At 42.0% G+C, this 25,852-nt stretch carries 21 protein-coding genes; 16 read left to right on the forward strand and 5 right to left on the reverse strand.

Features of this window, described 5'->3' with window-relative positions; genetic code table 11:
- Window positions 1–107 precede the first annotated feature (107 nt).
- On the forward strand, window positions 108–635 hold the full coding sequence (locus QM738_RS09775) for a hypothetical protein (RefSeq protein WP_462276506.1): 528 nt from the start codon (window positions 108–110) through the stop codon (window positions 633–635).
- Here the strand turns inward: QM738_RS09775 and QM738_RS09780 are convergent.
- A complete protein-coding gene (locus QM738_RS09780; RefSeq protein ID WP_462276507.1) occupies window positions 616–765 on the reverse strand; it encodes a hypothetical protein in 150 nt (49 codons plus the stop codon). The two genes, QM738_RS09775 and QM738_RS09780, sit on opposite strands and share 20 nt — an antisense overlap.
- 84 nt (window positions 766–849) lie before the next feature.
- On the opposite strand from QM738_RS09780, the gene QM738_RS09785 reads away from it, so the two are divergent.
- From QM738_RS09785 to QM738_RS09800, 4 genes are read left to right on the forward strand one after another with little or no spacing between them, the layout of a single operon-like run.
- Window positions 850–4,167 carry a tetratricopeptide repeat protein gene (locus tag QM738_RS09785; protein ID WP_462276508.1) on the forward strand — a complete coding sequence of 1,106 codons (3,318 nt, stop codon included), beginning with the start codon at window positions 850–852 and terminating at the stop codon, window positions 4,165–4,167.
- Between the two features lies 1 nt (window position 4,168).
- Window positions 4,169–6,097: a DUF3857 domain-containing protein gene (locus QM738_RS09790; RefSeq protein ID WP_462276509.1), complete on the forward strand. Its 1,929-nt coding sequence runs from the start codon at window positions 4,169–4,171 to the stop codon at window positions 6,095–6,097.
- Window positions 6,098–6,134: 37 nt separating this feature from the next.
- Window positions 6,135–8,093 carry a DUF3857 domain-containing protein gene (locus QM738_RS09795; RefSeq protein WP_462276510.1) on the forward strand — a complete coding sequence of 653 codons (1,959 nt, stop codon included), beginning with the start codon at window positions 6,135–6,137 and terminating at the stop codon, window positions 8,091–8,093.
- Between the two features lie 35 nt (window positions 8,094–8,128).
- Window positions 8,129–9,637 carry a DUF5723 family protein gene (locus QM738_RS09800; RefSeq protein WP_462276511.1) on the forward strand — a complete coding sequence of 503 codons (1,509 nt, stop codon included), beginning with the start codon at window positions 8,129–8,131 and terminating at the stop codon, window positions 9,635–9,637.
- 8 nt (window positions 9,638–9,645) lie between these two features.
- Here the strand turns inward: QM738_RS09800 and QM738_RS09805 are convergent, their stop codons facing one another.
- Complete coding sequence (locus QM738_RS09805) at window positions 9,646–12,036, reverse strand: hypothetical protein (RefSeq protein WP_462276512.1); 2,391 nt, start codon at window positions 12,034–12,036, stop codon at window positions 9,646–9,648.
- Entirely contained in the window at window positions 12,002–13,060 is a 1,059-nt protein-coding gene (locus QM738_RS09810) for a hypothetical protein (protein ID WP_462276513.1), read from the reverse strand. The genes QM738_RS09805 and QM738_RS09810 overlap by 35 nt, the downstream gene beginning before the upstream one ends.
- 8 nt (window positions 13,061–13,068) lie before the next feature.
- On the opposite strand from QM738_RS09810, the gene QM738_RS09815 reads away from it, so the two are divergent.
- A complete protein-coding gene (locus QM738_RS09815) occupies window positions 13,069–13,596 on the forward strand; it encodes an OmpA family protein (protein WP_462276514.1) in 528 nt (175 codons plus the stop codon).
- A 23-nt stretch (window positions 13,597–13,619) separates the two neighbouring features.
- A complete protein-coding gene (locus QM738_RS09820) occupies window positions 13,620–14,099 on the forward strand; it encodes a YcxB family protein (RefSeq protein ID WP_462276515.1) in 480 nt (159 codons plus the stop codon).
- 158 nt (window positions 14,100–14,257) lie between these two features.
- Here the strand turns inward: QM738_RS09820 and QM738_RS09825 are convergent, their stop codons facing one another.
- The gene (locus QM738_RS09825; protein WP_462276516.1) at window positions 14,258–14,686 is read right to left on the reverse strand and encodes a GNAT family N-acetyltransferase; all 429 of its coding nucleotides are present in this window, start codon (window positions 14,684–14,686) and stop codon (window positions 14,258–14,260) included.
- Between the two features lie 320 nt (window positions 14,687–15,006).
- Between QM738_RS09825 and QM738_RS09830 the strand changes: the two genes are divergently transcribed.
- From QM738_RS09830 to QM738_RS09845, 4 genes are all read left to right on the forward strand, one after another.
- Window positions 15,007–15,243 carry an acyl carrier protein gene (locus tag QM738_RS09830; protein WP_430987719.1) on the forward strand — a complete coding sequence of 79 codons (237 nt, stop codon included), beginning with the start codon at window positions 15,007–15,009 and terminating at the stop codon, window positions 15,241–15,243.
- Between the two features lie 29 nt (window positions 15,244–15,272).
- The gene (fabF, locus tag QM738_RS09835; protein WP_462276517.1) at window positions 15,273–16,526 is read left to right on the forward strand and encodes a beta-ketoacyl-ACP synthase II; all 1,254 of its coding nucleotides are present in this window, start codon (window positions 15,273–15,275) and stop codon (window positions 16,524–16,526) included.
- A 169-nt stretch (window positions 16,527–16,695) separates the two neighbouring features.
- A complete protein-coding gene (gene rnc / locus QM738_RS09840; RefSeq protein WP_462276518.1) occupies window positions 16,696–17,406 on the forward strand; it encodes a ribonuclease III in 711 nt (236 codons plus the stop codon).
- Window positions 17,407–17,534: 128 nt separating this feature from the next.
- Window positions 17,535–18,572 carry an NAD(P)H-dependent glycerol-3-phosphate dehydrogenase gene (locus QM738_RS09845; protein WP_462276519.1) on the forward strand — a complete coding sequence of 346 codons (1,038 nt, stop codon included), beginning with the start codon at window positions 17,535–17,537 and terminating at the stop codon, window positions 18,570–18,572.
- A gap of 248 nt (window positions 18,573–18,820) precedes the next feature.
- On the opposite strand, the gene hemW is transcribed toward QM738_RS09845, so the two are convergent.
- Window positions 18,821–19,948: a radical SAM family heme chaperone HemW gene (gene hemW / locus QM738_RS09850; protein WP_462276520.1), complete on the reverse strand. Its 1,128-nt coding sequence runs from the start codon at window positions 19,946–19,948 to the stop codon at window positions 18,821–18,823.
- A gap of 125 nt (window positions 19,949–20,073) precedes the next feature.
- Here hemW and QM738_RS09855 point away from each other — a divergent pair, with 125 nt between their 5' ends.
- The 5 genes from QM738_RS09855 to QM738_RS09875 all read left to right on the forward strand — a co-directional run bounded on the left by QM738_RS09855 (window position 20,074) and on the right by QM738_RS09875 (window position 25,828).
- Window positions 20,074–21,051, forward strand: a complete 978-nt coding sequence (locus QM738_RS09855) for a BamA/TamA family outer membrane protein (protein WP_462276521.1) — start codon at window positions 20,074–20,076, stop codon at window positions 21,049–21,051.
- Entirely contained in the window at window positions 21,026–21,859 is an 834-nt protein-coding gene (locus tag QM738_RS09860) for a BamA/TamA family outer membrane protein (protein WP_462276522.1), read from the forward strand. Before QM738_RS09855 ends, QM738_RS09860 begins: the two co-directional genes overlap by 26 nt.
- A 41-nt stretch (window positions 21,860–21,900) precedes the next feature.
- Window positions 21,901–22,851, forward strand: coding sequence for a DUF4271 domain-containing protein (locus QM738_RS09865; RefSeq protein WP_462276523.1), 951 nt, complete (start codon window positions 21,901–21,903; stop codon window positions 22,849–22,851).
- A gap of 27 nt (window positions 22,852–22,878) precedes the next feature.
- Window positions 22,879–23,673 carry a uroporphyrinogen-III synthase gene (locus QM738_RS09870; RefSeq protein ID WP_462276524.1) on the forward strand — a complete coding sequence of 265 codons (795 nt, stop codon included), beginning with the start codon at window positions 22,879–22,881 and terminating at the stop codon, window positions 23,671–23,673.
- Window positions 23,674–23,770: 97 nt separating this feature from the next.
- Window positions 23,771–25,828: a thioredoxin domain-containing protein gene (locus tag QM738_RS09875; RefSeq protein WP_462276525.1), complete on the forward strand. Its 2,058-nt coding sequence runs from the start codon at window positions 23,771–23,773 to the stop codon at window positions 25,826–25,828.
- The last annotated feature ends 24 nt before the right edge of the window (window positions 25,829–25,852 follow it).

Raw genomic sequence — 25,852 nt, forward strand, 5'->3', positions numbered from 1 at the left:
GCCATCAGTGTAAAAGCTGGTGGTTTTTTATTGCCTCCACTCATCGAAATACCATCAGCAGGGTATAGCATGCTTTACAGATCCGGTATAGATTTACCCAACTGTTTATGAGTACAAGACTGATCATAGGATGGGTATATAAAAAAGGCGAACTGGCGCAGCAGCAACTGGATAACTGGATCGCAGGTATTACTGCCATCTGCTCTATCGTGCTTACCGTTGTAGTGATAGGTCCAACGCTTAAAACAAATATTCCATTCACCAGCAAGGTCAGCAGTTCCTTCACACTGCTTGGGATGTGCATTTTGATCATTATCATTTACTGGATATTAAAAATTATCGTGGGGAGCATTTTTGATCTTTATCAGAAAATAAAAGGAATAAAAGAAGAAGAGATCTTATTTACAGATAATAAAATAACCAGCACCTATAAAACATGGATATTGAATGATGACTGCAGGCAATTAACCATGGTAAAATTTGACTCCCCCAAAAAAGAGCTGCTGGAATTTAAAGGCACCGAAACAAAGGCCGGGAAGAAGCCGTTCAGTTACACGGTGAGTATACCCGTGCCGAAGGAAGAGCTGGAGGCTGCTGAAAAGATACTGGAACATTTTAAAGGGAAGCTTGCATGAGATAAGCCATGATTTTTATGGCCTTATGCAATAAAAGCTGCCCGCTAGCCTGAGATAGACCTTTTAAATGCCCGCTTTTAAGGGTGGTCTTCAAAAGCCAAAACGCCCCTTTTGTGGCTTTTTCAGCCATAAAAAACCGTTCTTTTTAGTATTGCTTTAAAACAAAATGCAATATTTTTACTAAAACAAAGCTATTTACCTTAATCTAAACATTATGCGCCACCCTTTTGAAACCAGCGGCAAAGCTGTTATTGCCGTGCTATGTTTCCTGTTTATTTTTAAGTGTTCCACCGCCCAGCAAAATAACCCGCTTGTAAATAGTGGCGATCTGCTGCAAAAAGGCAATGAACTGCACGATCAGAAAAAATATAAAGAAGCCATTGCTTTGTATAAACAGATCAGCCGCAGTGATACCAACTATTCCAGCGCATTATACGAACTGAGTATGAGCTGCGAGGCCGACAGCCAGTTGCAGGCAGCACACCAGTATGCTATGCAGGGCCTTCGGTTATTTCCCGAAGAATTTCCTAAATTCAGTATGCAGGCGGCCAATGCACTGGACGATATGGGCAAGCAGGAAGAAGCGATCAATTTGTATGATGAGGCTTTGAAAAAAGATCCGCAATCTTACATACTGTATTTTAATAAGGGTGTAACACAACTGCGCATGGAAAAACTGGATGATGCCAAACTGAATTTCCAGCAATGTTTATTGATCAATCCATACTACAGTTCGGCGCATTACTTTTTAGGTAATATATATCTTAACCAGGGTAACCTGGTACCGGCCATGCTGGCCTATAAAACCTACCTGCTGGTAGCACCTACCGGTAAGTATATGAGCAAGTGTGTGAACAACCTGAGTGCTATTGCAAAAGTATCGGATGATGTACTTGAGATCGTAAAAGGAAAGAAGGCTGGCAAAGAAGATAATTTTGATATGCTGCAGCAGATATTATTATCTAAAATAGCATTGGATCAGCAATACAAATTAAAAGCCGACCTGGAAGATAAAATTGTACGCCAGGTACAGGTGGTGGATGAAAAACTGGAATACAGGGCCAACGACAAAGGCTTTGCCATGCAGTTCTATGTACCACTTTACAGCAGGTTGTTTAAAGAAGATGATTTTGAACCCATGGTATTCTCTGTCTTTTCCGGTTTAGGTATCAAAGAAGTGGACAGCTGGGTAAAAAAGAACAAAAAGAAAGTGGAAGCTTTTGCAGAAAAAGCCATTGCTTATTTAAATGAAATAAAATATACCCGTGTATTGAATGAACCCGACAGAAAAAATGCTGCGGTAAGATATTATTATGAGAATGGGGTATACCTGGGTAAAGGCAATTATAATGTACATGATAAAACGGTGGATATGACAGGGCCCTGGGAATTCTATTTTCCGCTGAACGGGTTGGTGAAAGCAAAAGGCAACTTCAACAGTTCTTTTGAAAAAGAAGGAGAGTGGACTTATTATTACAATACCGGTAAAATAAAAGAAAAAGCGTTTTACAAAAATGGTAAACTCAATGGCCAACTGGAAGGCTGGTTTACCAATGGCAATAAATGGTACACCTATAATTATACCGATGGTAAAATGAATGGTGTTTCAACGGGATATTTTTATAACGGGCTGTTGCGCAAGACCAGCACTTATAAAGAGGATAAAAAGAACGGCGTGGAAAAAGGATACAGCAGCACCGGTTACCTGCAATACGTTGGCAATTATGCTGACGATGAACAGGAAGGCATGCTCACCTATTATTATTCCAATGGTAATAAGCAGGATGAAGTATCGTATGCCAAAGGAAAAGCACAGGGTGTTTACAAAAGTTATTACAAAGATGGTAAACCCGAAACACAGGGAGAATTTACCGACGATAAAAAAGAAGGATTGTGGACCACCTGGTACAACAGTGGTGCAGTAAAAGAAAAAACCACGTACAGCGGCGGCGAAATTACCGGTGAGTTCACTGAGTATTACGAGAATGGCAAACTGGAAAGAAAAGGGAATTACACCAAAAAGAAGATCGATGGTAAACTGGAAGACTATACCGATGAAGGAAAGCTGTACAGCGATGCCACTTACGAAAAAGGTAAGCTGAGAGAAATTAATTTTTACGACGCCAAAGGCAATAACATATCTACAACGTCTACACGAAAAGGCGCTGCAGATATCACTTTCTTTACACCGGAAGGCATAAAATCATCACAAGGCTATTTTAACAGGGATGGTAATAAAGATGGAGAATTCACAGAGTTCTATGCATCCGGAAAGGTAAGTGAAAGAACCAATTTTAAAGACGGTATAAAAGAAGGGGAGCATGTATCGTATTTTTCAAACGGGCAGAAGAATGTGGAGAATACTTTTAAAAGCGGCGATGAAGATGGTTATACCAAAGGGTATTTCTATAACGGTAAACTGAATTACGAAGGCTGGATCGTAGAGAACGATAAGCAACAGGATATTATTTTTTACAACCAGATGGGCAATATCAAAAGCAAAGAATATTACCTGAATAATGAACTGGATGGTTACTCGGAATATTATTATCCCGGTAATGTTAAAGATTGCGATTACCGTTATCACAATGGCTGGCTGGAAGAGATCGTACAATACGATTCAACCGGTAAAGAATTATACACCAGTAAGTTTGAAAAAGGAAGGGGACAGCTGATCTTTAAACACCACAATGGTAAGAACATGGTGGAAGGCAATTACAATAATTATATGCTGAATGGCAGTTATAAAACATTCTTTTTTGATGGCACACTCCATTCGCAGTCTTTTTATAAGAATGACGAAAGGGACAGTGTTTTCAAAAGTTATTTTTATGGCGGATTGGTACAATCAGAAGGACGCTATGTGAATGGCGAAAAGCAAGGATCGTGGAAGTATTACTTTGATAATGGCAAGCTGAGTGAGGAAGAAATGTACAAAGATGGCAAACTGGAAGGCGTGGATAAAATATACAACCGTGATGGCAGCCTGGATAAAGTGGGTAATTACAAAAACAATCAACTGGAAGGTGAGTACACATTCTATGGAGAGAACGGCCAGGTTGCGGTGGTGCTGAATTACAAAAAAGGTGACCTGAAAAGTTATACCTACGAAGACAAAGCAGGTAACAAAGTGCCGCCGGTTATGCTAAAAGGGAGCACCGGTAAAATAAATGGCTTTTATAAAAACGGTAACCCGAGTGCTGAGATCAATTACCTGAACAATGATGTGGAAGGGGTAAGAAAATTCTATTATTCCAACGGCAAACCATTTGTGGATGGCACAAGGCAGTTTGGATATGACGACGGTGTAAAGAAAATTTATTATCCCAGTGGCACTCTTTGGAAAGAAGAACATTATGTACTGGGTAACCAGCACGGTATCTCTAAATGGTATTATCCAAACGGCAAACTGGAAAGAGAAGAAAATTATTATAACAGCGACCTGCATGGTACCTGCAAATACTATGACGAACAGGGCAAGCTGAAACAAACCCGTACCTTTTATTACGACATCTTATTAAGTGTACAGTAACATGAAACAGAAAAAGATCAAACTTATTGCAGCAATTGCTTTATTGTACTGCAATTGCGGCCTGGCGCAAACACCCGCCGAAGTAAATGCGGCCTTTCCGGGTCAGGAAGCCGTATTTTCTAATTACAGCCAGGAATTAAAGCTGATGGTGAAAGACGGCACCGTGGTGGCGGAAAGTAATTACCAGAAAGACCTGATGGTGCTGAGCGAAAAGAATGCTGCTGCATACAGCAGGTCCAAAATATATCATAGCGGGTATAATGAACTGCATGACCTGGACGCCTACACGAAAGTGCCTGATGGAGACAAATATAAAAAGATCAAGATCGGCGAACAAAAGACCACCAGCAGCAGGCGCAACAATGTTTTTTACGACGATGTAAAAGAAACCACGTTCGATTTTCCGGGAATGGTGCAGAACGCCATACAGCACATGGAATACAGCCAGTACCATAAAGATGCACATTTACTGGTGCCATTTTACCTGCCGGGTTCAGTGCCGGTAATGTCGGCTTCCTATACAGTAATAGTTCCTAATGATATTACCATCAAGTATGTAGTAAAGAATGATAGTAAAGGGTTGTTCCAGTTTACCGAAGACAAAAAGAAAAAGGAAACTATTTATAAATGGACGATATCAAAATACAAAGGAGAAGATGACTTCAGTAATGCGCCGGATGACAGTTATTATGTACCGCATATCATTATTTACGTGGCCAGCTTCGAGGACAATGCTGGCACACATCCATTTTTAAATAACCTGGATGACCTGTATAAATGGAATGTGGATTTTACAAAGGAACTGAATCTTACACCTGATCCCGCTTTAAAAAAGATCGTGGACTCCCTGGTAACCGGAAAAAAAACAGAAACAGACAAAGCCAAAAGTATTTACAAATGGGTGCAGCAGCATATTAAATATGTGGCATTTGAGAACGGGCTGGAAGGATTTAAACCCCGCCAGGCAGCCGAAGTATGCAGCAAACGTTACGGCGATTGTAAGGATATGAGCAGCATCATTACACAAATGCTGCGCATGGCCAACATCAAAGCTTATTACACCTGGATCGGTACAAGGGACATTCCTTACAATTATACCGAACTGCCTTTACCCATAGTTGATAACCACATGATATCTGCTGCGAACATCAACAACGAATGGGTATTCCTGGATGGTACAGATCCGCATGCCAAATACGGTATACCACCTTCGGCTATTCAGAATAAGGAAGCGCTGGTGGCCATCTCCGAAAAAGAATACAAAGTGCTTACCATACCCGTTACAGCGGCGCAGCAAAGTACCATTGTAGATAGTACCGTGATCAGCTTTACCGATAATGGCATTAAAGGCACGGAGAATGTGAATTACAATGGTTATTTTGGAGAGGATACTTACAATGCATTATTATACCGCGATGAAAAGGAGACCAAGGATTATGTAAAATCAAGGATGGGTAAAGCAAGTAATAAATTCATATTGGGTAATTACAAGATCACAGAAGTGAACCCTGATGAGAATATGGTGAATATCACCGCTGACTTCGAGATACCGGGTATCGGAAAAAAAGTGGGCAATGAATACTATATCAACCTGAACCTTGAAAAGTTATTCGGCACAACGGTAATAGATACCGCTAAACGAAAAGTACCTATCGAGCAGGAATATAAATACATATTGAAGCAATACCACATACTGAATATACCTGAAGGATATACGGTAACTTACAAACCACAGAACTTTAGTGTGGACAACGACCTGATATCTTTAAAGATACAGTATGAATTAAAAGACGGAAAGATAATTGCCTACCAGGAACTGCAGAATAAGAACCTGATGGTACAGCCTGATAAGTTTGACGAGTGGAACAAAACAACCAAAGCAGTAGCCGCACAATATAAAGAACAGGTGGTGCTGGAGAAAAAATTATAACAGTTAACAAAACATAATTTTAAATTAAAAGATACATATGAAAACAGTTTTTTCGGTAACAGGGTTGATGCTGGTACTGGCATTGCACACAAAAGCACAGAGCCCTTCAATAAAATGGGACCCCAACCCGGTACCCCATAAAGTGAAGGCTGTGTACAATGCAGAAAGCGCCGTGATATTGTCGGATATGCGCATGCAGGAATATGTGCAGGAAGATAAAAAAGGACTGATGATCATTACCACTACCAAAAAGCTGGTAAAAGTGATGGATGACAAAGGTGTGGAAATGTTCAATAAAATATACCTGCCTGTGTACAACGGCAGCGAACTGATAGAAGTAAAAGCAAGAACAATATTACCCAGCGGTAAAATAGTGAACCTGCCTGCTGAAAAGATACTGGATGTGGAAGAAGAAGGAAGGGCCTACAAAAAATTTGCATTGGAAGGTGTGGAAAAAGGAAGTGAGATCGAATATTATTACCAGGTAAAAAGACCTTCTTCATTTTTCGGACTCGAAATTTTTCAGTCCAGCACCACGCCTTATGAAGAAGCAGATTTTATATTGGTTACACCCGATTATCTTTCATTTACTGTAAAAGGGTACAACGGGTTTTCAGTAAGCAGGGATACTGTTATTGGTGCCAAAAGAGTAACTACCGCCACCTGTAAAGATATACTGGCCATTGATGATGAAAAATATGGCAATAAAGATGCACATGCGAAGAACGTGCAGTATAAATTTTCCTATAACCTGAGCAAGGATAAGAACGTAAGGGTGTTTACCTGGAACGAACTGGCAAAGAATGTGTACAATGGTTATACAAGTTATACCGACAAGGAAGCAAAAGCAGTAGAAGGATTTTTAAAACAAGTGAATATTCCCGCCACTGCCAGCGAAGAACAGAAGATAATCACGCTGGAAGATTATATAAAAACAAATATCAACAGCGACAAAGAAGGTATTGGTGAAGATGCGGATAAAATTGAAAAGATTGTAAAAACGAAAGTGTCCAGTAATGATGGTTTGAATAAACTTTTCATTATCTGTATGGACAAACTGGGTATTAACTGGCAGATTGTTTTCCCGAGCAAGAGAGATGATATTCCTTTGGATGAAGAGCTGGAAAATTACCGGTTGATTGATGAGATGCTTTTTTATTTCCCGTCAACAGGCCATTTTTTAGAACCGGTGAATAGCTCGTACAGGTATCCTTACTTTAATCCCTTCTGGGCAAATACCAAAGGTTTATTCCTGCAGGGAACTACCATCGGTAATTTTAAAACGGCATTGGCATCTTTCAATGACATCCCAATTCAGCCTATTGAAGAAAGCGCTCATAATATGGAAGTGAGTTTAAAATTCAACAGCGATATGGATTCGCTGGAACTGCATAGCAAGCAGATATTGCTGGGATATGGCGCTACCATTTACAGGCCCGCTTATAACTTTATTGCAAAAGATAAACTGGAAGACCTGAGCAAGGACATCATTAAATCGGTTGCCAAAAGCGATAATATAAAAAACATTAAAGTACAGAACACAGCCTTTACCGATGGCTTTTATAAAAAACCTTTGACCATTGAAGCAGATATTGTAAGCGCCGACCTTTTAGAAATTGCAGGCAAAAGAATATTGGTGAAATTGGGCGAAGTGATAGGACCACAAGAGCAGATGTACCAGGAAAAAGCAAGGCAGTTACCCATCAGCATGCAATACCCGCATGTACTGGACAGGGATATCACCTTCACTATTCCTGCTGGTTACCAGGTTAAGAACCTGAATGACCTTGCCATGAATATCACTGATAAGGAAATGGGAAAAGAAACCATGGGCTTTGTATCCACTTATAAAATTGAAGGCAACGACCTGAAGATAAAAGTGCATGAATTTTATTCTGTAACGGATTATCCTATCAGCATGTTCGACGAGTTTAAAAAGATAATCAACGCCAGCGCCGACTTTAATAAAGTAGTACTGGTACTGGAGAAAAAATAAACGACCCTGTAAATACCCGATATTAACGACCAGCTATGCGAAAGAATTTTCTTTCATTTATCCGTGCGTACCTGAAAAGCATCGGCCTTTTTGCAGCTATGCAATTGGTATGCTATGCAGCAGGAGCACAATCCTATATGGGCTACCAAACTTCGGCCTATGCCGGTGTATACAGCATGTTGAACAATCCTGCTGATATTTTAAATCATCGTGTACGGGCCGACGTTAACCTGGTAGGCATTTCTGTAGGAGGCGGTAATAACGTAGTGGCATTTAAGTTCAGCCAGCGCAATAATGACCGGTCAGGCTTTTTCTATCCCGACCCGATTACCAAAAGAGGGAAAATGAATTTTAATACAGATGTATTTGGCCCCTCTCTATTAATAAGATTATCGGATAAACACGCCTTTGCCATTACTACCCGTGCAAGGTTATATACCAATGTATATGGCGTTGGAACACCCATGCTCAACTCATTGCTGCAGGACACTATCAGCTCTTTCCTGATCAATCACCAATTATCCATCAGCGACATGTTTGCCGGTGTGCATGGATGGAAGGAAATAGCGTTGACCTACAGTCGGCAGATTGCCAACAGCGATTTCGGCGTATGGAAAGTAGGCGCTTCTGTAAAATACCTAGGCGGTATAGCGGCACTTTCTTTTCACACCAATAACCTCGGCTACACCTATGACTCACTCATCGACCCGGCTGATGGAAAAATGAAAGAAGCCATCCTTAACGCCAGAGGAACTTTTGCGCTGGATTATACCAAAACAATTGATTCGATAGCCGGTAAAGATATTGTCTCATTTAAAAACCCGGGCATCGGTTTGGATATCGGGGTGAATTATGAGTACCGGGAAGATATGCAGGTGTATGAGAATTCCTACAGCGAAAAAACAGCCAATTATATCTGGCGTGTAGGTGCATCCATTACCGATATCGGGTTCATCAAATACCCGAAGCAGGAAATGAAGACCATCAATACAAGATTTTCCGGCAATAACTATTTTACAGAACAATTCAATACACCATCCGATTCATCGGAACCGTACCAAAAGGCCAACTATTATAAAAATCTTTTTAATGCACGTACAGAGCCTTCTGCAGTTACTATGCAACTGCCTACTACGTTGCATTTGGCCTACGACCGTTATTTTAATAAATGGCTGGGTGTGGCTGCACAACTGAATGTACCGCTGGTATTTTCTAAGTTCAATTATTATAATGGCAATTACACACCCACCTCTTTGTATGTAACACCCAGGGCCGAGATACCTTTAGGGGGATTGTACATGCCAATAAGCTATAATTCCATCTCGGGCTTTAATATGGGGGCCGCATTGCGCCTGGGTCCATTGGTAGTGGGATTTGCATCACTCATCAATGCAAGAATGGCCAAAACGAAAGGCGTGGACTTTTATTTTATTCTCCGGGTACCCATATTTGGTTACAGGGCATATAAAGAGAAGACTTACGGTCAGGAACAACCGAAGTTGACCAAACGGCAAAGACGCATGCTGGATTGCCCCGGTAAATAATATCCCGGTTATTTTTTCTGAACAAAATCTCTCAGGTAACTGCAGCTGTTCCAGGCCTGTTTGTAAAAAGCAGTATTGCCATATTCTTTCACCAGTTGAGGGAAATACTTGCTGTTCATAAAATCTTCAAAATATTTTTTCTCAGCAACTTCCATTTTCTGGTAATTATCCTGGTAGTCGTCGTATTGCGGACGGGATAACTGCTTCTGGCTGCATTTGGCCATCATGAACAAACACCGGGCTTTAAAATTTTTATCCGTGCTGGCATTCATAGCTTTTTCAAAATATTCCTGAGCTTTAAAGCAGCCATAGTATTCTCTTTCAAAAGCGGTGGCATCTTTGGGCATATAATAACCATCGCTGCCGCTGCGGTCGTATTGTACCAGCAACCAGGCGTGACCATAATAGGTCATATTATAAAAACCATTGGCCATTTTGTAGAGATTCTTTGCAAGGTTAGCTTTATCGGTTGTTAAAGACTTTTCCAGCCTTAACATTTCTTCCGCAAAAGCCAGTTTAGTGGTACTGTATTTTACTTCATTAGGCAATGCTTCTTCCTGGTCATATAAAAGATCAATAAAAGGATTGGTATTAATGCTGCTGTTCTTTTTATCAGTGGATCTTTTAAACCAGCTGATGGCATTGGCATAATTATAATCCCTTAAGTACGCCGTGCCGGCAAAATCGATCACAGTTGTTCTCGTTACCGAACTGTGATCAATAATAAAGCGTTCGAGTTTATTGGCTTGTTTATTGTCTATTAATGCATACAGCTTTTCAACATCTTTACTTACCAGTTTATTTCTTAAAAAATTAACGCCTGCAGCATAACCGGTATAATTATTTATGATTGCATCGGCAGCGCCAATAGCCAATGCTTCTTTGTGCAGGTCGCCTTGCTGGTGATAGCGCTGTGCCATTATCTCGCTCATCAGGTTACGGTAAAAAGTTTTCCATTGCTGAATACTATAGTAGCCGGTTTCTTCTGCTTTTTCTTTTTTCGCCTTGTCATACAACCATAATATCGATGGCAATAATTGTTCTTCAAAAGCAGCATCTATCTTTTCTTTTTCATTAATGGTCACTAATAAGTTAGTGAGCGCCCATTGATCTTTTACTTTTTCAGAAAGCTTCATCTTTTCTGCAGCAGCCAAATATTTTTTTGCAGTGCTGTAATCTTTCAGCATGTAGGCTGTATAGGCGGCACCGGTCTCAAACAGGCCGGGGTTCTTAACAGTATTCTTTGCAGCTACATCATGTAAAAAGCCACTGAGTTCTTTTACCGCTTTGCTGTTTTCATTTAAAGAACTGTCCGAAGCATCATCATTCCAGGAAAGATACAAGGCCTTGCCACCTTTTTCATGTTGTAATAAAGGGGAGAAATATTTTTCTTCCAGTTTATTGATCTCCCTTACAGCCAGCACTTCCAGTATATCAGCACCGGCATCCAGTTTATAAACTTCTTTCATTGCGGCTATCTCATTGCCCGAGCTGCCAATGGCAAAAAGCCCCAGCATCGCAGCTTTTTCTGCATTGCCCGAACAGCGCTGCAAATATTCACTGCGTTCTGTTTGCGAATTCACGCTCCATTTAAAACCCAGGTAATTGGAGATCCGTTTTACAACCGATGCATTAAAAGCCTTACTGAATAAATAGGCTGCTTCTTTACTTTCACCGGTACGGAATAATGCGCCGGCCTTTAATGCAACACACATGGGTTGTAATACACTATTACCGGTAATGCTGGGTGCATATTCATCATACCATTTAATTACATCAAAATAACGGCCGCTGTAATGTGCCAGTCGCAATACCTGGTACGCAAACTTCAGTTTGAAAATATCTTTCTTGGCAACCGTGTATAATTGCTGCCCGTTCTTGATCAATTTGGCCATTTTTAAACTATCCCGCTGCGGAACATCCCAACTGGTTTCGCCACCATACACATAAGGTTCCACCTGTTTGGCATACATGATATAACCCAGGCCCTCCAGGTCTTTTTGCTTGATAAAATAATCCGTCATGCTGTTGTGCGCAACACTGTCGGGTATTTTTAAAGGCTGGTTTTTTTCAATATTGAAATAAAGATTGTTCAGGTCTTTCCAGGCAAATTTGTTCACGAATTTTTTTGCATCTGCATCGCTTACATTATTGCCGCAGTAGTTACTCCATTCTTTTGCCAATGCATCGGCAGGTAACAAGGGCTCATTCTCGTCGTACAAAAAATTATAACCGGTATAATAGAACGGTTTATAACCTTTCGCATCGGGCAGGTTCTGGTGAAAAAAGGAAGTATAATAATCATAAGGGTCAGCATCGGGGCCGCAGCCAATAATATTCTGCGGAAAAGAGATCATGGCAATGCTAACGAAGGCTATTGTAAATTGCTTCCAGTTCATGAAGGGAATATTTATTTAAAATTACAGAATCAAGATGGTAGAGTGATACCTTAAGCCGGGTATTTTTAAGTTGATCGTTTATGGCCGCCGCCGCGGCAATGATCTCCTTGTAATCGCTTGCTTCATTTCTTATCAGGTCTCCTTTTTTAAGATCATAACCCTGCAGCAAAGTATCTTTCAGTATTTCAAAACGGTTATCTTTTCTAATGGTAAAAGCATTATTCAAAACAGTATCGGGCAGGTCCTGTATCAACCCGGTATAAATATTATTACGGAACAGCACCTTCCAACTGAACAAAGGAAGCGCCACATCCAGCGGTAAAGGATAAGCGGCAAGATTGCCAATATATTTTTTCAGCTCTGCCGTTTCAATGATCGAATTTTTAGTGGCAATATTTTTCAGGTTGCCCATATTATAGCACATCAGCAGGCCCTGGTCAACAGGCGGTACACCCGTTTTGGCAATAAACTTTACCTGGTGCAAACGGATGGTGGCGGATAATTTTAAAGCAGGCTTTAATTTTTTAATATGCGATAACAGTAAAAAATATTTATCCCTGGTGCCGGCGGTCCAGTCGCAATCAATCTGCAACTCTTCAATTGTGGCAAACTGGTTGGCGGCAACGAGTTGCTCTGTAAGCAAAACAATTTTAGCTGCAACTCCTTCCACCTGTGCACTGTCAATTTGCTGTATACATTCATTGGTAATAAAAACAGTAGGGATCACCTCTATACCGGCGGCCAATTTATAACCCGTGCTTTGCAGTTTTGCAATAGGAATTGCGGCATGTGTGGCCGGGTCCCAGCCCACATCAAAAAATTTTATGTACAGCGTCTTTACCTGTAATGCATCCAGTTGCTTTTGTTCAAGATCATTGAGTTTAAAAACAGATTTCCAGTAATAAAAACTGCGATCTACGGTACGGGGTGCTTTATTTTGTTTGCACGAAAAAAAAGCCGCAACAAGTGCAGGTAATAATATTACAGCAATGCCGGCTTTGTACTTATATTTGTTTACAAACATGTTGAAAGATGAAACCAAAAATAAAACAAATTAAAATCGCCGTCATCAGCTGTTTTGTATGCGGCCTGTCTTTATTATTCTGCGGTACTGCAACTGCACAGGATTATAAACTGGAAGGCAACGAGGTAAAGATCGAAAAACAGGTATTGTTCGAAGCGGGCAGCGCCAAATTAAAACCGGAAAGTACGGCAGCGCTGGAGATCATAAAAAAATACCTCGATGATAAATCCTACATCAGCTTGTTGCGTATAGAATGCCATACAGATAACAGTGGTGATGCAAATGCAGCGCAGGACCTGTCAGAAAAAAGAGCATTGGCGGTATGTGCCGCACTGGTAAAAATGGGTGTGGATTGCAAACGGTTGATCGCGGTGGGATTTGGCGGCACCAAACCGGTACAGGATAACAGTACACCCGAAGGAAAAGCGGCCAACCGCAGGACCAGTTTTTTCAACGCCGCATTGCGGGGCCATTTGATCGGTGGTATGCCTGCCGATGGAGGAGGCAAAGTTGCCGGTGATATTTGCAATCAATAAACGCTATCCAGTATCTTTGCGGCATGACATCACAATTCTTTACCTACAACAAACAAAAGGTTATACAGGCGCTCCGCTATCACTTCATCAGCCGCAGGGAAATAAAAATAATGATCATACTGGTAAATGTTTTTGCCATCATCACTGCAGGCCTGTTCTTCTTTAAAAAAATATTGCCGCTGCCTTTTTTGGTAAGTTCAGTATTGTGGTTTGTGCTGATGATCACCTTCTGGTACCTGTTGCCCAATATGGTATACAAAAAGGCCGCCACCTTCCGCGACCGGCTGAAAGCAACATTAACCAACGATGAATTCCGTATAGAAAATGAAAGAGGGAGCCGCAGCTGGCCCTGGAGCGATTTCAGCACCTGGATAGAAAGCCCTTATTTTTTTCACCTCTACTTCAATAGCCGCTCCTTTTTTATAGTGCCCAAAGATGCCTTCACCGATGATGATGTACACGAAGCGAGGAAGTTGTTCAGGGAGAAGATCGCCTCAAGTTAGAATTTACGGGTTACGGGTAACGAGTTGCGGGTTAGTGGATCGTTTGCGAAGAATTGGGTATATAATATATTATAATAAGGTTACAGGCACAACAAATTAACATCCTAACCCGTAACTTTTTTAACTCGTAACCCGCAACCCCTAACCCGCAACTCCTCTCACAACCTCTTCTCCATCACATGGTGCGGTACATTCACTTCAATGAATTCTGTGCCCTTTACTTTAAAGTCAAATTTTTCGTAAAAGCCGATCGCGGTATTGCGGGCATGCATCATTAATTTTTTATAGCCTTTATCCCTGGCTACAGTTTCGGCAAAGCTCATCATACTGGCGCCAATGCCCTTGCCTTGTAAATTATTGTGTACGGCCATCTGACGCAATTTTATAGTACTGCTATCCACCTTGGTAAGCAGGCAACAGGCCAGTATCTTATCCTCGTCAAAAGCGCCGATCAGGATATCATCTTTTTCTTTTGCCAGTTCATCATCCGTAAAAGTAAGTCCCAGGGGTTTGCGCAATATTTCCATCCGCAAAGCTATCATTTGCCTGTATTCCGGAGAGCCATGATCTATTTGTTTTAAAGCCATATCAGTTTGTGTTTTAGTATACTGCTGTCAGTGTAGCGGAAGTAATTACAATATACAATTTTTTTTATAATCGCGGTATAGGGCAGGCGGCAGTTACAGCAGTAACGGTAAATGATTTTTTATTCAGCCGCATAAAGTATAAAACCGGCCGCCTTATACAAATAAAAAATGATATTCCCGTTAGTTTTCAATAAAATTATATACCCCCGAAACACTTGGCAGACAACATAAAAACCCCCAATTTTGCCCTTATTTATATTTCTTTGTAATTATTGCAAAATGTATATTTTTGCAGCCTAGACAAACTAAATTTTAAAATTATGTCAGACATTGCAACAAGGGTGAACAAAATAATTGTTGACAAGTTGGGAGTTGATGAAGCAGAAGTAACCACAGAAGCTTCTTTCACCAATGATTTAGGTGCCGATAGCTTGGACACCGTTGAACTTATTATGGAATTTGAAAAAGAATTCAACATTTCTATTCCGGATGAGCAGGCCGAAACCATCACTACTGTTGGACAGGCTGTTGCTTACTTAGAAGAGCATGCTAAGTAATTTTCATTTAACTATCACAGGTAAACTTTATGGCTTTTAAACGTGTAGTAGTAACCGGATTAGGTGCCCTTACACCGTTGGGTAAAACTGTTGAAGAATATTGGCAGGGTTTGGCTGATGGCGTAAGTGGCTGTGATTTTATTAAGCAATTCGATTGCAGCAAGTTTAAAACAAGGTTTGCCTGTGAAGTTAAGGACTTTGACCCCACAGCGTATTTAGACCGTAAAGAAGCACGTAAAATAGACCGCTACTGCCAGTTTGCATTGATTGCCAGCGATGAAGCAGTAAAAGATGCCGGTATCACCAAAGAAAATGTGGATGCCGACAGGGTGGGAGTGATCTTCGCCAGCGGTATCGGTGGCCTCATCACCTTCCAGGAAGAAGTGACCAATTATGCCTTGGGTGATGGTACACCACGATTCAATCCTTTCTTTATTCCCAAAATGATACTGGATATTGCCGCAGGGCAGATATCCATGCGCCATGGATTCCGCGGTCCCAATTTTGCCGTGGTATCAGCATGTGCCTCTTCCACCAATGCCATCATCGATGCCTTTGATAATATCCGCCTGGGTAAGGCCGATATTATTGTAACCGGCGGAAGTGAGGCCGTGGTAAGCGCCGCAGGTGTAGGTGGTTTTAACGCCATGAAAGCCCTCAGCGAAAGAAATGACAGTCCCGCTACAGCCAGCCGCCCCTTTGATAAGGACAGAGATGGATTTGTAATGGGCGAAGGCGCCGGCGTACTGGTGCTGGAAAGCCTGGATCATGCTTTGGCAAGAGGCGCCAAAATTTATTGCGAAATAGCAGGCGGCGGCGCCACAGCCGACGCACACCATATTACAGCGCCCCACCCCGAAGGGCTGGGTGCAAAAAATGTAATGCTGGCCGCATTGAAAGATGCCGGTATGCAGCCGGAAGATATTGATTACATCAATGTACACGGCACATCCACTCCGCTGGGAGATATTGCCGAAACAAAAGCCATATTGAGTGTGTTCAATGAGCACGCTTATAAACTCAATATCAGTTCCAGCAAAAGCATGACCGGCCACTGCCTGGGTGCAGCAGGCGCCCTGGAAGCACTGGCCTGTATCATGGCAGTAACAAAAGATACTGTTCCTCCAACCATTAACCATTTTACCGACGATCCGGAACTCGACCCTAAGCTCAACTTCACTTTTAATAAAGCCCAGCAGCGAACTGTAAATGCTGCACTCAGCAATACTTTTGGCTTTGGAGGGCACAATGCCTCAGTGATAGTAAAAAAGTATAAAGCGTAAGTACAGGTAAATAGTACCAGTAATTATGTAGTGGTTAGTACTACAAAAAAATCCATCCTATACAAAACTAAACGTAAGGCTGGCCGCTGTGTATCTGTAACAAAAATCTTAACTTTATAACTGAGTTAAAGCATAAGAATAATTTCAATTAAATATATTTCTAGCAACTTTGCAATTCATTAAAGATTTTTTCAAAAGTCAAAACAAGAACCGGGAGTTTAAAAAACAACTCAATAATATTCTTGGCTTTACACCGGGAGATATTGCGTTGTATAAAACGGCACTCAGCCACCGTAGTGTGAGAGAAGGCGCAGATGAGAACAATGAGCGATTGGAATTTTTGGGCGATGCAGTATTAAGTTCCATCATAGCACATTACCTATTCAGAAAATATCCCTACAAAGGAGAAGGCTTTTTAACCGAAATGCGCAGCAAAATGGTGAACCGCCAGATGCTGAATGATATTGCATTGAAAATGGGCCTTAAAAAGATCACCTTTTATAATAAATACGACAACTCCCTTAAAATATCACAGATATTTGGCAACACCCTCGAAGCATTGATCGGTGCGGTATACCTCGACAAAGGTTATCCCGGTACACAAAAATGGGTGGAGAAATATATCATCATGCCCCATTTGTTCATCGACGACCTGGAGATCATCGAGATCAATATCAAGAACCGCCTGTACGGCTGGGCCAACAAGAACGGCAAAGCACTGGAATTTGAAACACTGGAGGAAAAATTTGAGAATGGCCGCCGCCTCTTCACCATCGGCGCTACTGTAGACGGTGAACTGATCGCCGAAGCAAAAGGCTACAATAAAAAAGATGCCAGCCAGATAGCAGCACAACTGGCAGTGGAAAAATTAGGGCTTTGAGTTGCCGGTTAAAAAGTTACGGGTTAATTGATATTTCTTTACACGATAGTCTAACCTCTGCAAACAATCAAATAACCCGAAACTCGTAACTTGTATTCCGTAACCCGCAACAAAAACAACTCGTAACGATGAACTTTGGAATATTAGGAAGTGGCAGCTGGGGAACGGCGCTTGCAAAGATCTTGACCGACAATGGCAACAGTATTTACTGGTGGCACCGCAGCGAAGCAGCCATCAAACATATACAGGCCAGGCATCACAACCTGCATTATTTACCTTCGGCACAATTTGATATCAGTAAACTTACACTCACCACCAATGCTGCCGACCTGGTACAACATTCCGATTGCATTATCATAGCAGTGCCAAGCGCTTATGCAGCAGATATATTACAGGCATTGCCCAAAAAAATATTCGAAGGCAAAAAGATCATCTCTGCCATTAAAGGCATTTTACCCGAGCAGAATTTATTGCTGAACGATTACCTGCAGCAGGAATTTGGAGTGGAACTGAAAGATTATTTTGCAGTCCTCGGTCCCTGCCATGCAGAAGAAGTGGCGGCAGAAAAATTATCTTACCTTACCTTTTCGGGTATTGATGACCGTATGACGAGGCAGCTGGCAGCGAGTTTTAAAACGGAATACCTGAACACCATTGATAACAATGATATTTACGGCGTGCAGTATGCAGCCATCTTGAAAAATATTTATGCAGTAGGATCGGGTATTGCACACGGGCTGGATTACGGCGATAATTTTTTAAGCGTATTGATAGCCAACAGCGCCGATGAAATGGCAAGCTTCCTCATTAAATCGGGTATCAAAAACATTGAAGTGGGCCATGCAGAACACTGGCCGGTAAAAGAAGAACACCGCCCCGCCAATTATGCAGCATCCGTTTATCTTGGCGACCTGCTGGTAACCTGTTACTCGCTGCACAGCCGCAACCGCTCCTTTGGTAATATGATCGGTAAAGGCTATTCCGTAAAAGCCGCCCAGCTGGAAATGAGCATGGTGGCCGAAGGATACAATGCCAGCAAATGTATGTACCTGATTAACAAAAAGGTAAATGCCGATATGCCTATAGCAGAAACCATTTATAAAATATTGTGGGAAAACCTGCCCGCAGCACAGGGTTTTAACGAAATAGAAACAACATTGGTGTAAATATGCTGTAACTTTAAGGAAGAAAATACAACGATGCCTTTCTCATTTTCAAATATCGGCGCAACAACAATTCTTTTAATGATAGCTTGTTTATCAATAGGAGAGTTGGTGAAATATATCAGGAAGCAGTCGCATTCTTAATTCCCAAAATCTTTTATTCATTCCCCTGTCGGTGCACCTCGGTCGGTGTCTTCACCGAACGAAATGCTGCCCAGTAATATGCCTTGTAAAAACTCCAGCCATGGCGATCAAAAAAATAGATCCGCCGCAATACCATCGGCAAATAATTTTCCTTCAGCAGTTAAAACAATACGGCCATTCACCATTTTCAACTTACCCGTACTTTCATACTTGTAGCTTGCAGCTATTACCCTTGCAGCTTTCTCTTCTCCAAACTTTGTACTGATATACTTTGTACTGATCCCCTCCATCGTCCTCAATGCCGTCATAATATATTCGTTCAATTGTTGTACAGGGGTCAAAACTTCTTCTTCAAAAGGGATCGTGTCTTTTTGCAGGGATTGAATATATAAAGCATTATTCGCAACATTCCACTTCCTGCTCCTGCCATTAAAAGAATGTGCCGATGGCCCGAAGCCAAAATATTTTTCGCCGCTCCAATAGCTGCTGTTGTGTTTGCTTCTTAAACCCGGCTTCGCAAAATTGCTGATCTCGTAATGTTCATAACCGGCCTCCTGCATCCACTGCATCAGCAATAAAAATTGTTGCGCCTGTCTTTCCGCATCTACCGGGGCTTTCTTTTTCTGTGCGATCATTTTATCGAGTGCCGTCTTCGGTTCCACTGTTAATGCATAACAGCTGATATGCGGAATATCTTTATCAATAACCGTCTGCACATTTTTTTTCCAGTCTGCATCATTCAGTAAAGGAGAACCATAGATCAGGTCGACAGAAAAATTAGTGAAGCCCGCAACCTTAATCCTGTCAATACATACCAGCGATTCTGCTGCAGTATGCGCCCGGTTCATCCATTGCAATTCTGCTTCTAAAAAACTTTGTATGCCTACACTCAGCCGGTTAATGCCCAGTGTTTTCCATTGCTGCAGCTTATCATCAGTAATATCATCAGGATTGGCTTCCAGTGTAACTTCCATGCCGGGTGTAAAAACAAAGTGCTGTTGCAACACATCCATTATCATCTGTAACTCATCCGCAGTAAGCAGGCTGGGTGTACCACCGCCAAAATAAAGTGTTGAAATGGTCTCTTTAACTTCCGTACCGCCCGCAGTAAGTTGTATCTCATGCAGCAAAGCGTTTACCAGTGCACTCTTTTGCTGTAGGGAAGTGGAGAAATGAAAATTGCAATAATTACAAGCCTGTTTGCAAAATGGGATATGTATATAAATGCCTGCCAAAGATTTTAATTTACATCCCGCAACTATCGGGATAATATTTTAGATTTGAATTATTAATGAACAAATGTAGGGTTACACTCCATATTTTTTTGTTGCTGGCAATAGTTGTTTGCAATACTGTTTTTTTGCCCGCCACCTTTGCCCAGCCTCCTGTACCCGGCACCACCACTATCGCATCCTCCGGTAAGCTGAGCTTTCCATTAAAAATTCAATTGGTAGACAAAGATAGCAGCTTTAACCTGCAGGCACTGCAATTACAAACTGCTTTTGTGGATTGTATACAATGCCAGCTGTATATCAATAACCTTACAACTATCTTAAGTTCTAAAGGTTATCCAACAGCATCGGTGGATAGTGTATGGACCGATACCACGGCTGCCAACATAAAACTTTTTTTAGGCCGCCAATATTACTGGATAAAACTATTGCCCAACGATATTGAAAAAAAAGCAATGGATGAAAGCGGTTATTACGAAAAGAATTTTTCCGACAAACTGCTCAATATGCAGCAACTGCAAACTGTACAGCTGCGCATTTTAAATTACTACGAAAAAAATGGTTATCCCTTTGCACAGGTCTTCCTGGACAGTATCCGCCTGCAGGAAGATAAGGTCAACGCATTGCTGAAAGTGAATAAGGGACCGCTGTATCATATCGACAGCATAAGGGTATTTGGTAAGGTTAAAATATCCAGGAATTTTTTGAACCACTATCTAAGCATACCCAAACAAAGCCCGTACAATAAAGAAAAACTGGAACAGGTAGGCAAAAAAATGCTGGAGTTACCCTACCTGCAGGAGGCGCAACCAAGCGATGTAACGATGACGGGCACCGGTGCTGTGCTCAACCTGTACCTGCTGCCTAAAAAAAGCAGCCAGTTCAACTTTTTAATAGGGCTGCAGCCTTCAAGCGGGCTGGATAATAAATTTCAGCTGACTGCCGATGTGAATTTAAACCTTAAGAACGCATTGAGCGGGGGAGAATCGATCATCTTCAACTGGCAGCAACTGCAAAAAAAATCGCCACGGCTGAACCTCGGTTACCAGCAACCCTATATTTTTAATTCCGATTTTGGTTTTGACCTTCGCATTCGATTTGTTTAAAAAAGATTCTACTTTTTTACAGGTCAACGGACAGTTCGGTATACAATATCTTTTATCGGCCAATCAATCGGGTAAATTTTTTGTGCAATTACAAAACAGTTTTTTACTGGCCAATGGTGTAGACACCAACCAGGTAAAACTTACCAAAACACTGCCGCAGAATATTGATGTAAGCGCTGCCAACTTTGGTATCGATTACGAATGGATAAAAACTGATTACCGCCTGAACCCAAGAACCGGTAACGAAATAAAACTGACCACATCGGTGGGTATCAAAAACATCAAACGCAATAATGATATCCTCTCGATAAAAGACCCCACCTTTAATTATGCCAGCCTGTACGATTCACTCAAAGAAAGATCGTACCAGCTAAGGGTAAAATTGATGGCCGCACATTATTTTCCCACCGGCAAGCAATCCACTTTTAAAACAGCCATAAATGCAGCTGTGTATAATAGCCAGAGCATATTCCGGAATGAATTATTCCAGATAGGTGGTTACAAACTGCTGCGTGGTTTTGATGAAGAAAGCATTTATGCCACACAATATGCAGTGGCCACGGCTGAGTACCGCATACGGGCAAGTTTGAATTCTTATTTTTTCAGCTTTGTTGATTATGGTATGGTAAAAAATAAATATCAGAATGTAAACCTCAACAACAGTTTTATCTCAACCGGTATTGGTATGGCGCTGGAAACAAAACTGGGCTTGCTCAATATCAGTTACGCCATTGGTAAAAGAGATGATGTTAAATTCAATATCAGGGAAGCCTCCAAAATTCATTTTGGTTATGTGAATTACTTTTAAAGAAATCTGCTGTACAGCATTTACATTTGCAAAAAAACGGTTTGATAAAAAGAGTAGTCTTATTACTGGCATTAATGATGGGTATGGTTGTATGGCTTGCTGCACAAAACAACGATACCATTCCGCCTGTAAAAGATACTGCCCATGTATTGCATGATACCACGGCCGCATTAAAAGATACCACGCAAACTATTATTAAGGATAGCCTGCAGGTTGCACACCCCACCGATACCATCGATCATTACCAGCAGGCACTTAAAGAACTGTTGGGCAACAATATCTTCTTTAAAAAGAACAGCACGCCGGTAAACATGATCGTAAAGCCACGGGGAGCAAGTTCCACCGATGTATATTTTTACCTGGTGGCGGCACTGGTGCTTTTCATGGCATTGATCAGGGTGTTCTTTGCAAAATATTTTACCAACCTGTTCCGGGTGTTCTTCAACACATCGCTGCGGCAAAGCCAGCTGGCCGATCAGTTGCTGCAGGCAAAACTGCCCTCCCTGTTCTTCAACCTGTTCTTTATTATCAGCGGTGGTTTTTACATTTACTTCATCCTGCTGCAATACCAGCTGATAACCATGCAGAACAAATGGATATTGCTGGGCGCCTGCATTGCCCTGCTTGCCCTTATTTACCTGGGTAAGTTCAGCACCCTCAAATTCACCGGTTGGGTTACCGGCTACGCCGAAGCCACCGACACCTATATCTTTGTCATCTTCCTCATCAGCAAGATCATGGGCATCATGCTGTTACCTTTTACCATCTTCATCGCCTTCTCCGATAAACCCATTGCGGCCACCTGTGCCCTTATTTCGCTGCTGATGGTGTGTTTTTTGCTGCTGATGCGGTTTTTCCGGTCCTATGGCCTGATACAAAACCAATTGAAAATCAGCAGGTTTCACTTCTTTTTGTACATAGCCGGGGTGGAAATAATCCCCCTTTTGCTCATTTACAAGACCTTGTTGATTTTATTGAGTAAAAATCTGTAATTTTGCAAAACCATTTTCCCGAATAGTATGGTTAAAAACGGCGCCACTAAGGCTGAAACTTCAGCTAATAAAATAGTAAAGAAGATACTTATAACCCAGCCAAAGCCCGAGGGCGAAAAGTCTCCGTATTTTGACCTGGCAAAAAAGCACAGCATAACCCTTGATTTTCACCCGTTTATAGTGGTGGATGGTATTGCAGCCAAAGATTTCCGCAAACAAAAGATCGACATTGTCAACTACTCCGCGGTGATATTCACCAGCAGGCATGCGATCGATCACTTCTTCCGCATCTGCAACGAGATGAAGGTGAGTATCTCCCAGGATACCAAGTATTTCTGCATTACTGAAGCTGTTGCCCTGTACCTGCAAAAATTCATTCTATACCGCAAAAGAAAAGTGTTTTACGGTGCCGATGGCAGCAATAAAAGCCTTTTTGATGTGATCAATAAACATAAGGATAACGAGAAATTCCTTTATCCCTGCTCCGAATCTTTCGATAGCGAAATAACCAACTGGCTCAAGGGAAATAACTGCGAGTATGCCACACCGGTATTGTACCGCATCATCAGCAACGATGTAAAGGAAGTAGTGGAAAGAAATTATGATGTCATCTGCTTTTTCACCCCCGGTGGTGTAAAAAGCCTGATGGAGAATTTCCCGCATTTTAAACAGAACGGAACCAGGATCGGGGCATTTGGCGCCAACACTCTTAAAGCAGCTGAAGAAGCGGGTTTAACGCTGGATATAAAAGCGCCGCAACCCAAAGCGCCCAGTATGGTAAGCGCCCTGGAATTATACCTCTCCACCTACAAAAAGAAATAACTGAATTTTTATAAAAAGTAAAGAGACCCACCGGGTCTCTTTTGCATTGACGTCATTAGCGATTTATACGGATATTTGGCATCTAAAAAAATCATCCATGGCACACCGGTTCACCAACAGGCTCATAAACGAAAGCAGCCCCTACCTGCTGCAGCATGCACACAATCCTGTAAACTGGTATGCATGGGGAGAAGAAGCACTGGAGAAAGCGAAAGCCGAGAACAAGATCATACTGGTAAGCATCGGCTATGCGGCATGCCATTGGTGCCACGTAATGGAAAGGGAGAGTTTTGAGAATGAAACAGTGGCCAGGCAAATGAATGAGCACTTCATCAACATCAAAATAGACCGCGAAGAAAGGCCCGACCTGGACCATATTTACATGGATGCCGTGCAGGCCATCAGCGGCAGTGGTGGCTGGCCCCTGAATGTGTTTTTAACACCCGATGCAAGGCCCTTCTATGGCGGCACTTATTTTCCTCCCGTAAGGGCATTTAACCGCTCTTCGTGGCCCGAAGTACTGGAAGCGATCGCCTTATCATGGAAAGAAAAAAAGCATGAAATAGAGGCCCAGGCCGATAACCTGCTGGCACACCTGGAGCAGGCCAATAATTTTGGGCAAACACTGGCGCCGGTAAGCGACACTGTGTTCACAAAAGATAACTGCCGCACTATTACGGAGAACATTTTAAAACAGGCCGATACTGAATGGGGAGGATTTGGAAAAGCCCCCAAATTCCCGCAAACATTTATCATACAATACCTGCTGCAATATCATTATTACACCAACGATGCCCCTGCATTACAACAGGCACTGCTGTCGATAGATAAGATGATGGAAGGCGGTATTTACGATCATGCAGGGGGCGGTTTTTCGCGGTACAGCACCGACAACGAATGGCTGGCCCCGCACTTCGAAAAAATGCTGTACGACAATGCCCTTTTACTGAACATCATCAGCGATGCCTATGCCATAACCGGCCATAAAAAATATGAAGCGGTGATACGGAAAACCATTGCATTCACCGAACGGGAACTGCTACACGAAGCAGGTGGTTTTTACGCAGCGCTGGATGCCGACAGCGAAGGAGAGGAGGGGAAGTTTTACGTATGGAGCAAGGAAGAAACGGGCAGGATATTGCAGGAAGATGCACCCCTTTTCAACGCATTTTTTGATGTAACGGAAAACGGTAACTGGGAAGGGAAGAACATCCTGCGCATATTGCAAAATGAAGAAGCATTTACCACTGCAAACAAACTCCAGGCAGATGTTTTCAACAGCACTATGAATGATTGCCTGCAAAAATTATTGAACGAACGCAGCAAGCGGGTAAGACCTGCAACAGACGATAAAATATTGCTGGGCTGGAATGCGCTGATGGTAACGGCGCTGTGTAAAGCATCGGCAGCATTGCAGGAAGAAAAATACCGCAACAGGGCGGTTGAGACCATGCAGTTTTTACTCGAAAAATTCAGTAATAAAGAGGCGGGTTTAGAGTACTATCATACCTACAAAGATGGCATTGCAAAATACCCGGCATTTTTAGATGATCACGCTTATTTGATCCAGGCCTGTATTCACTTACAGGAGATCACTGCGAACAGTTTTTACCTGGATACGGCGAAGGCCATTACCGAACAGGTATTGCAACATTTTACGGATGATGAGACCGGCTTTTTCTTCTTTACACACCGCAACCAGGCTGATATTATTTTCAGGAAAAAAGAAGTGTATGACGGTGCCACTGCATCGGGCAACAGCATCATGGCAGAGAACCTTTTTTATCTTTCTATCGTGTACAATTTGCCCGAATGGCATTCCCGGGCCGAAAAAATAAGCACTTCGCTGGCAACAGCCACCCTGCGGTACCCAACTTCTTTTGGTATTTGGGCATCCTTGTTCCTGAAAAGCACGTTTGGGATAAATGAGATTGTAGTGGCCGGCAAAGATTTTAAAGCGGTACTTAACGGGTTGCTGCAGCGTTATATACCCGGCAAAGTGGTACAAGCCACCGGCACGGAGAATACAAAATTTCCCATGTTATCAGGAAAAAAAGCCGGGGCCGAAACATTTATTTACCTGTGCAGGCAATATAATTGCAAAGTGCCAGTTAATACAATAGAAGAGCTGATGAAACAGATTAAAGAAGAATAAAATTTGAAGATTAGTCACAATAAA

The organism is Ferruginibacter sp. (assembly GCF_049840995.1).
Classification (GTDB): domain Bacteria; phylum Bacteroidota; class Bacteroidia; order Chitinophagales; family Chitinophagaceae; genus Ferruginibacter.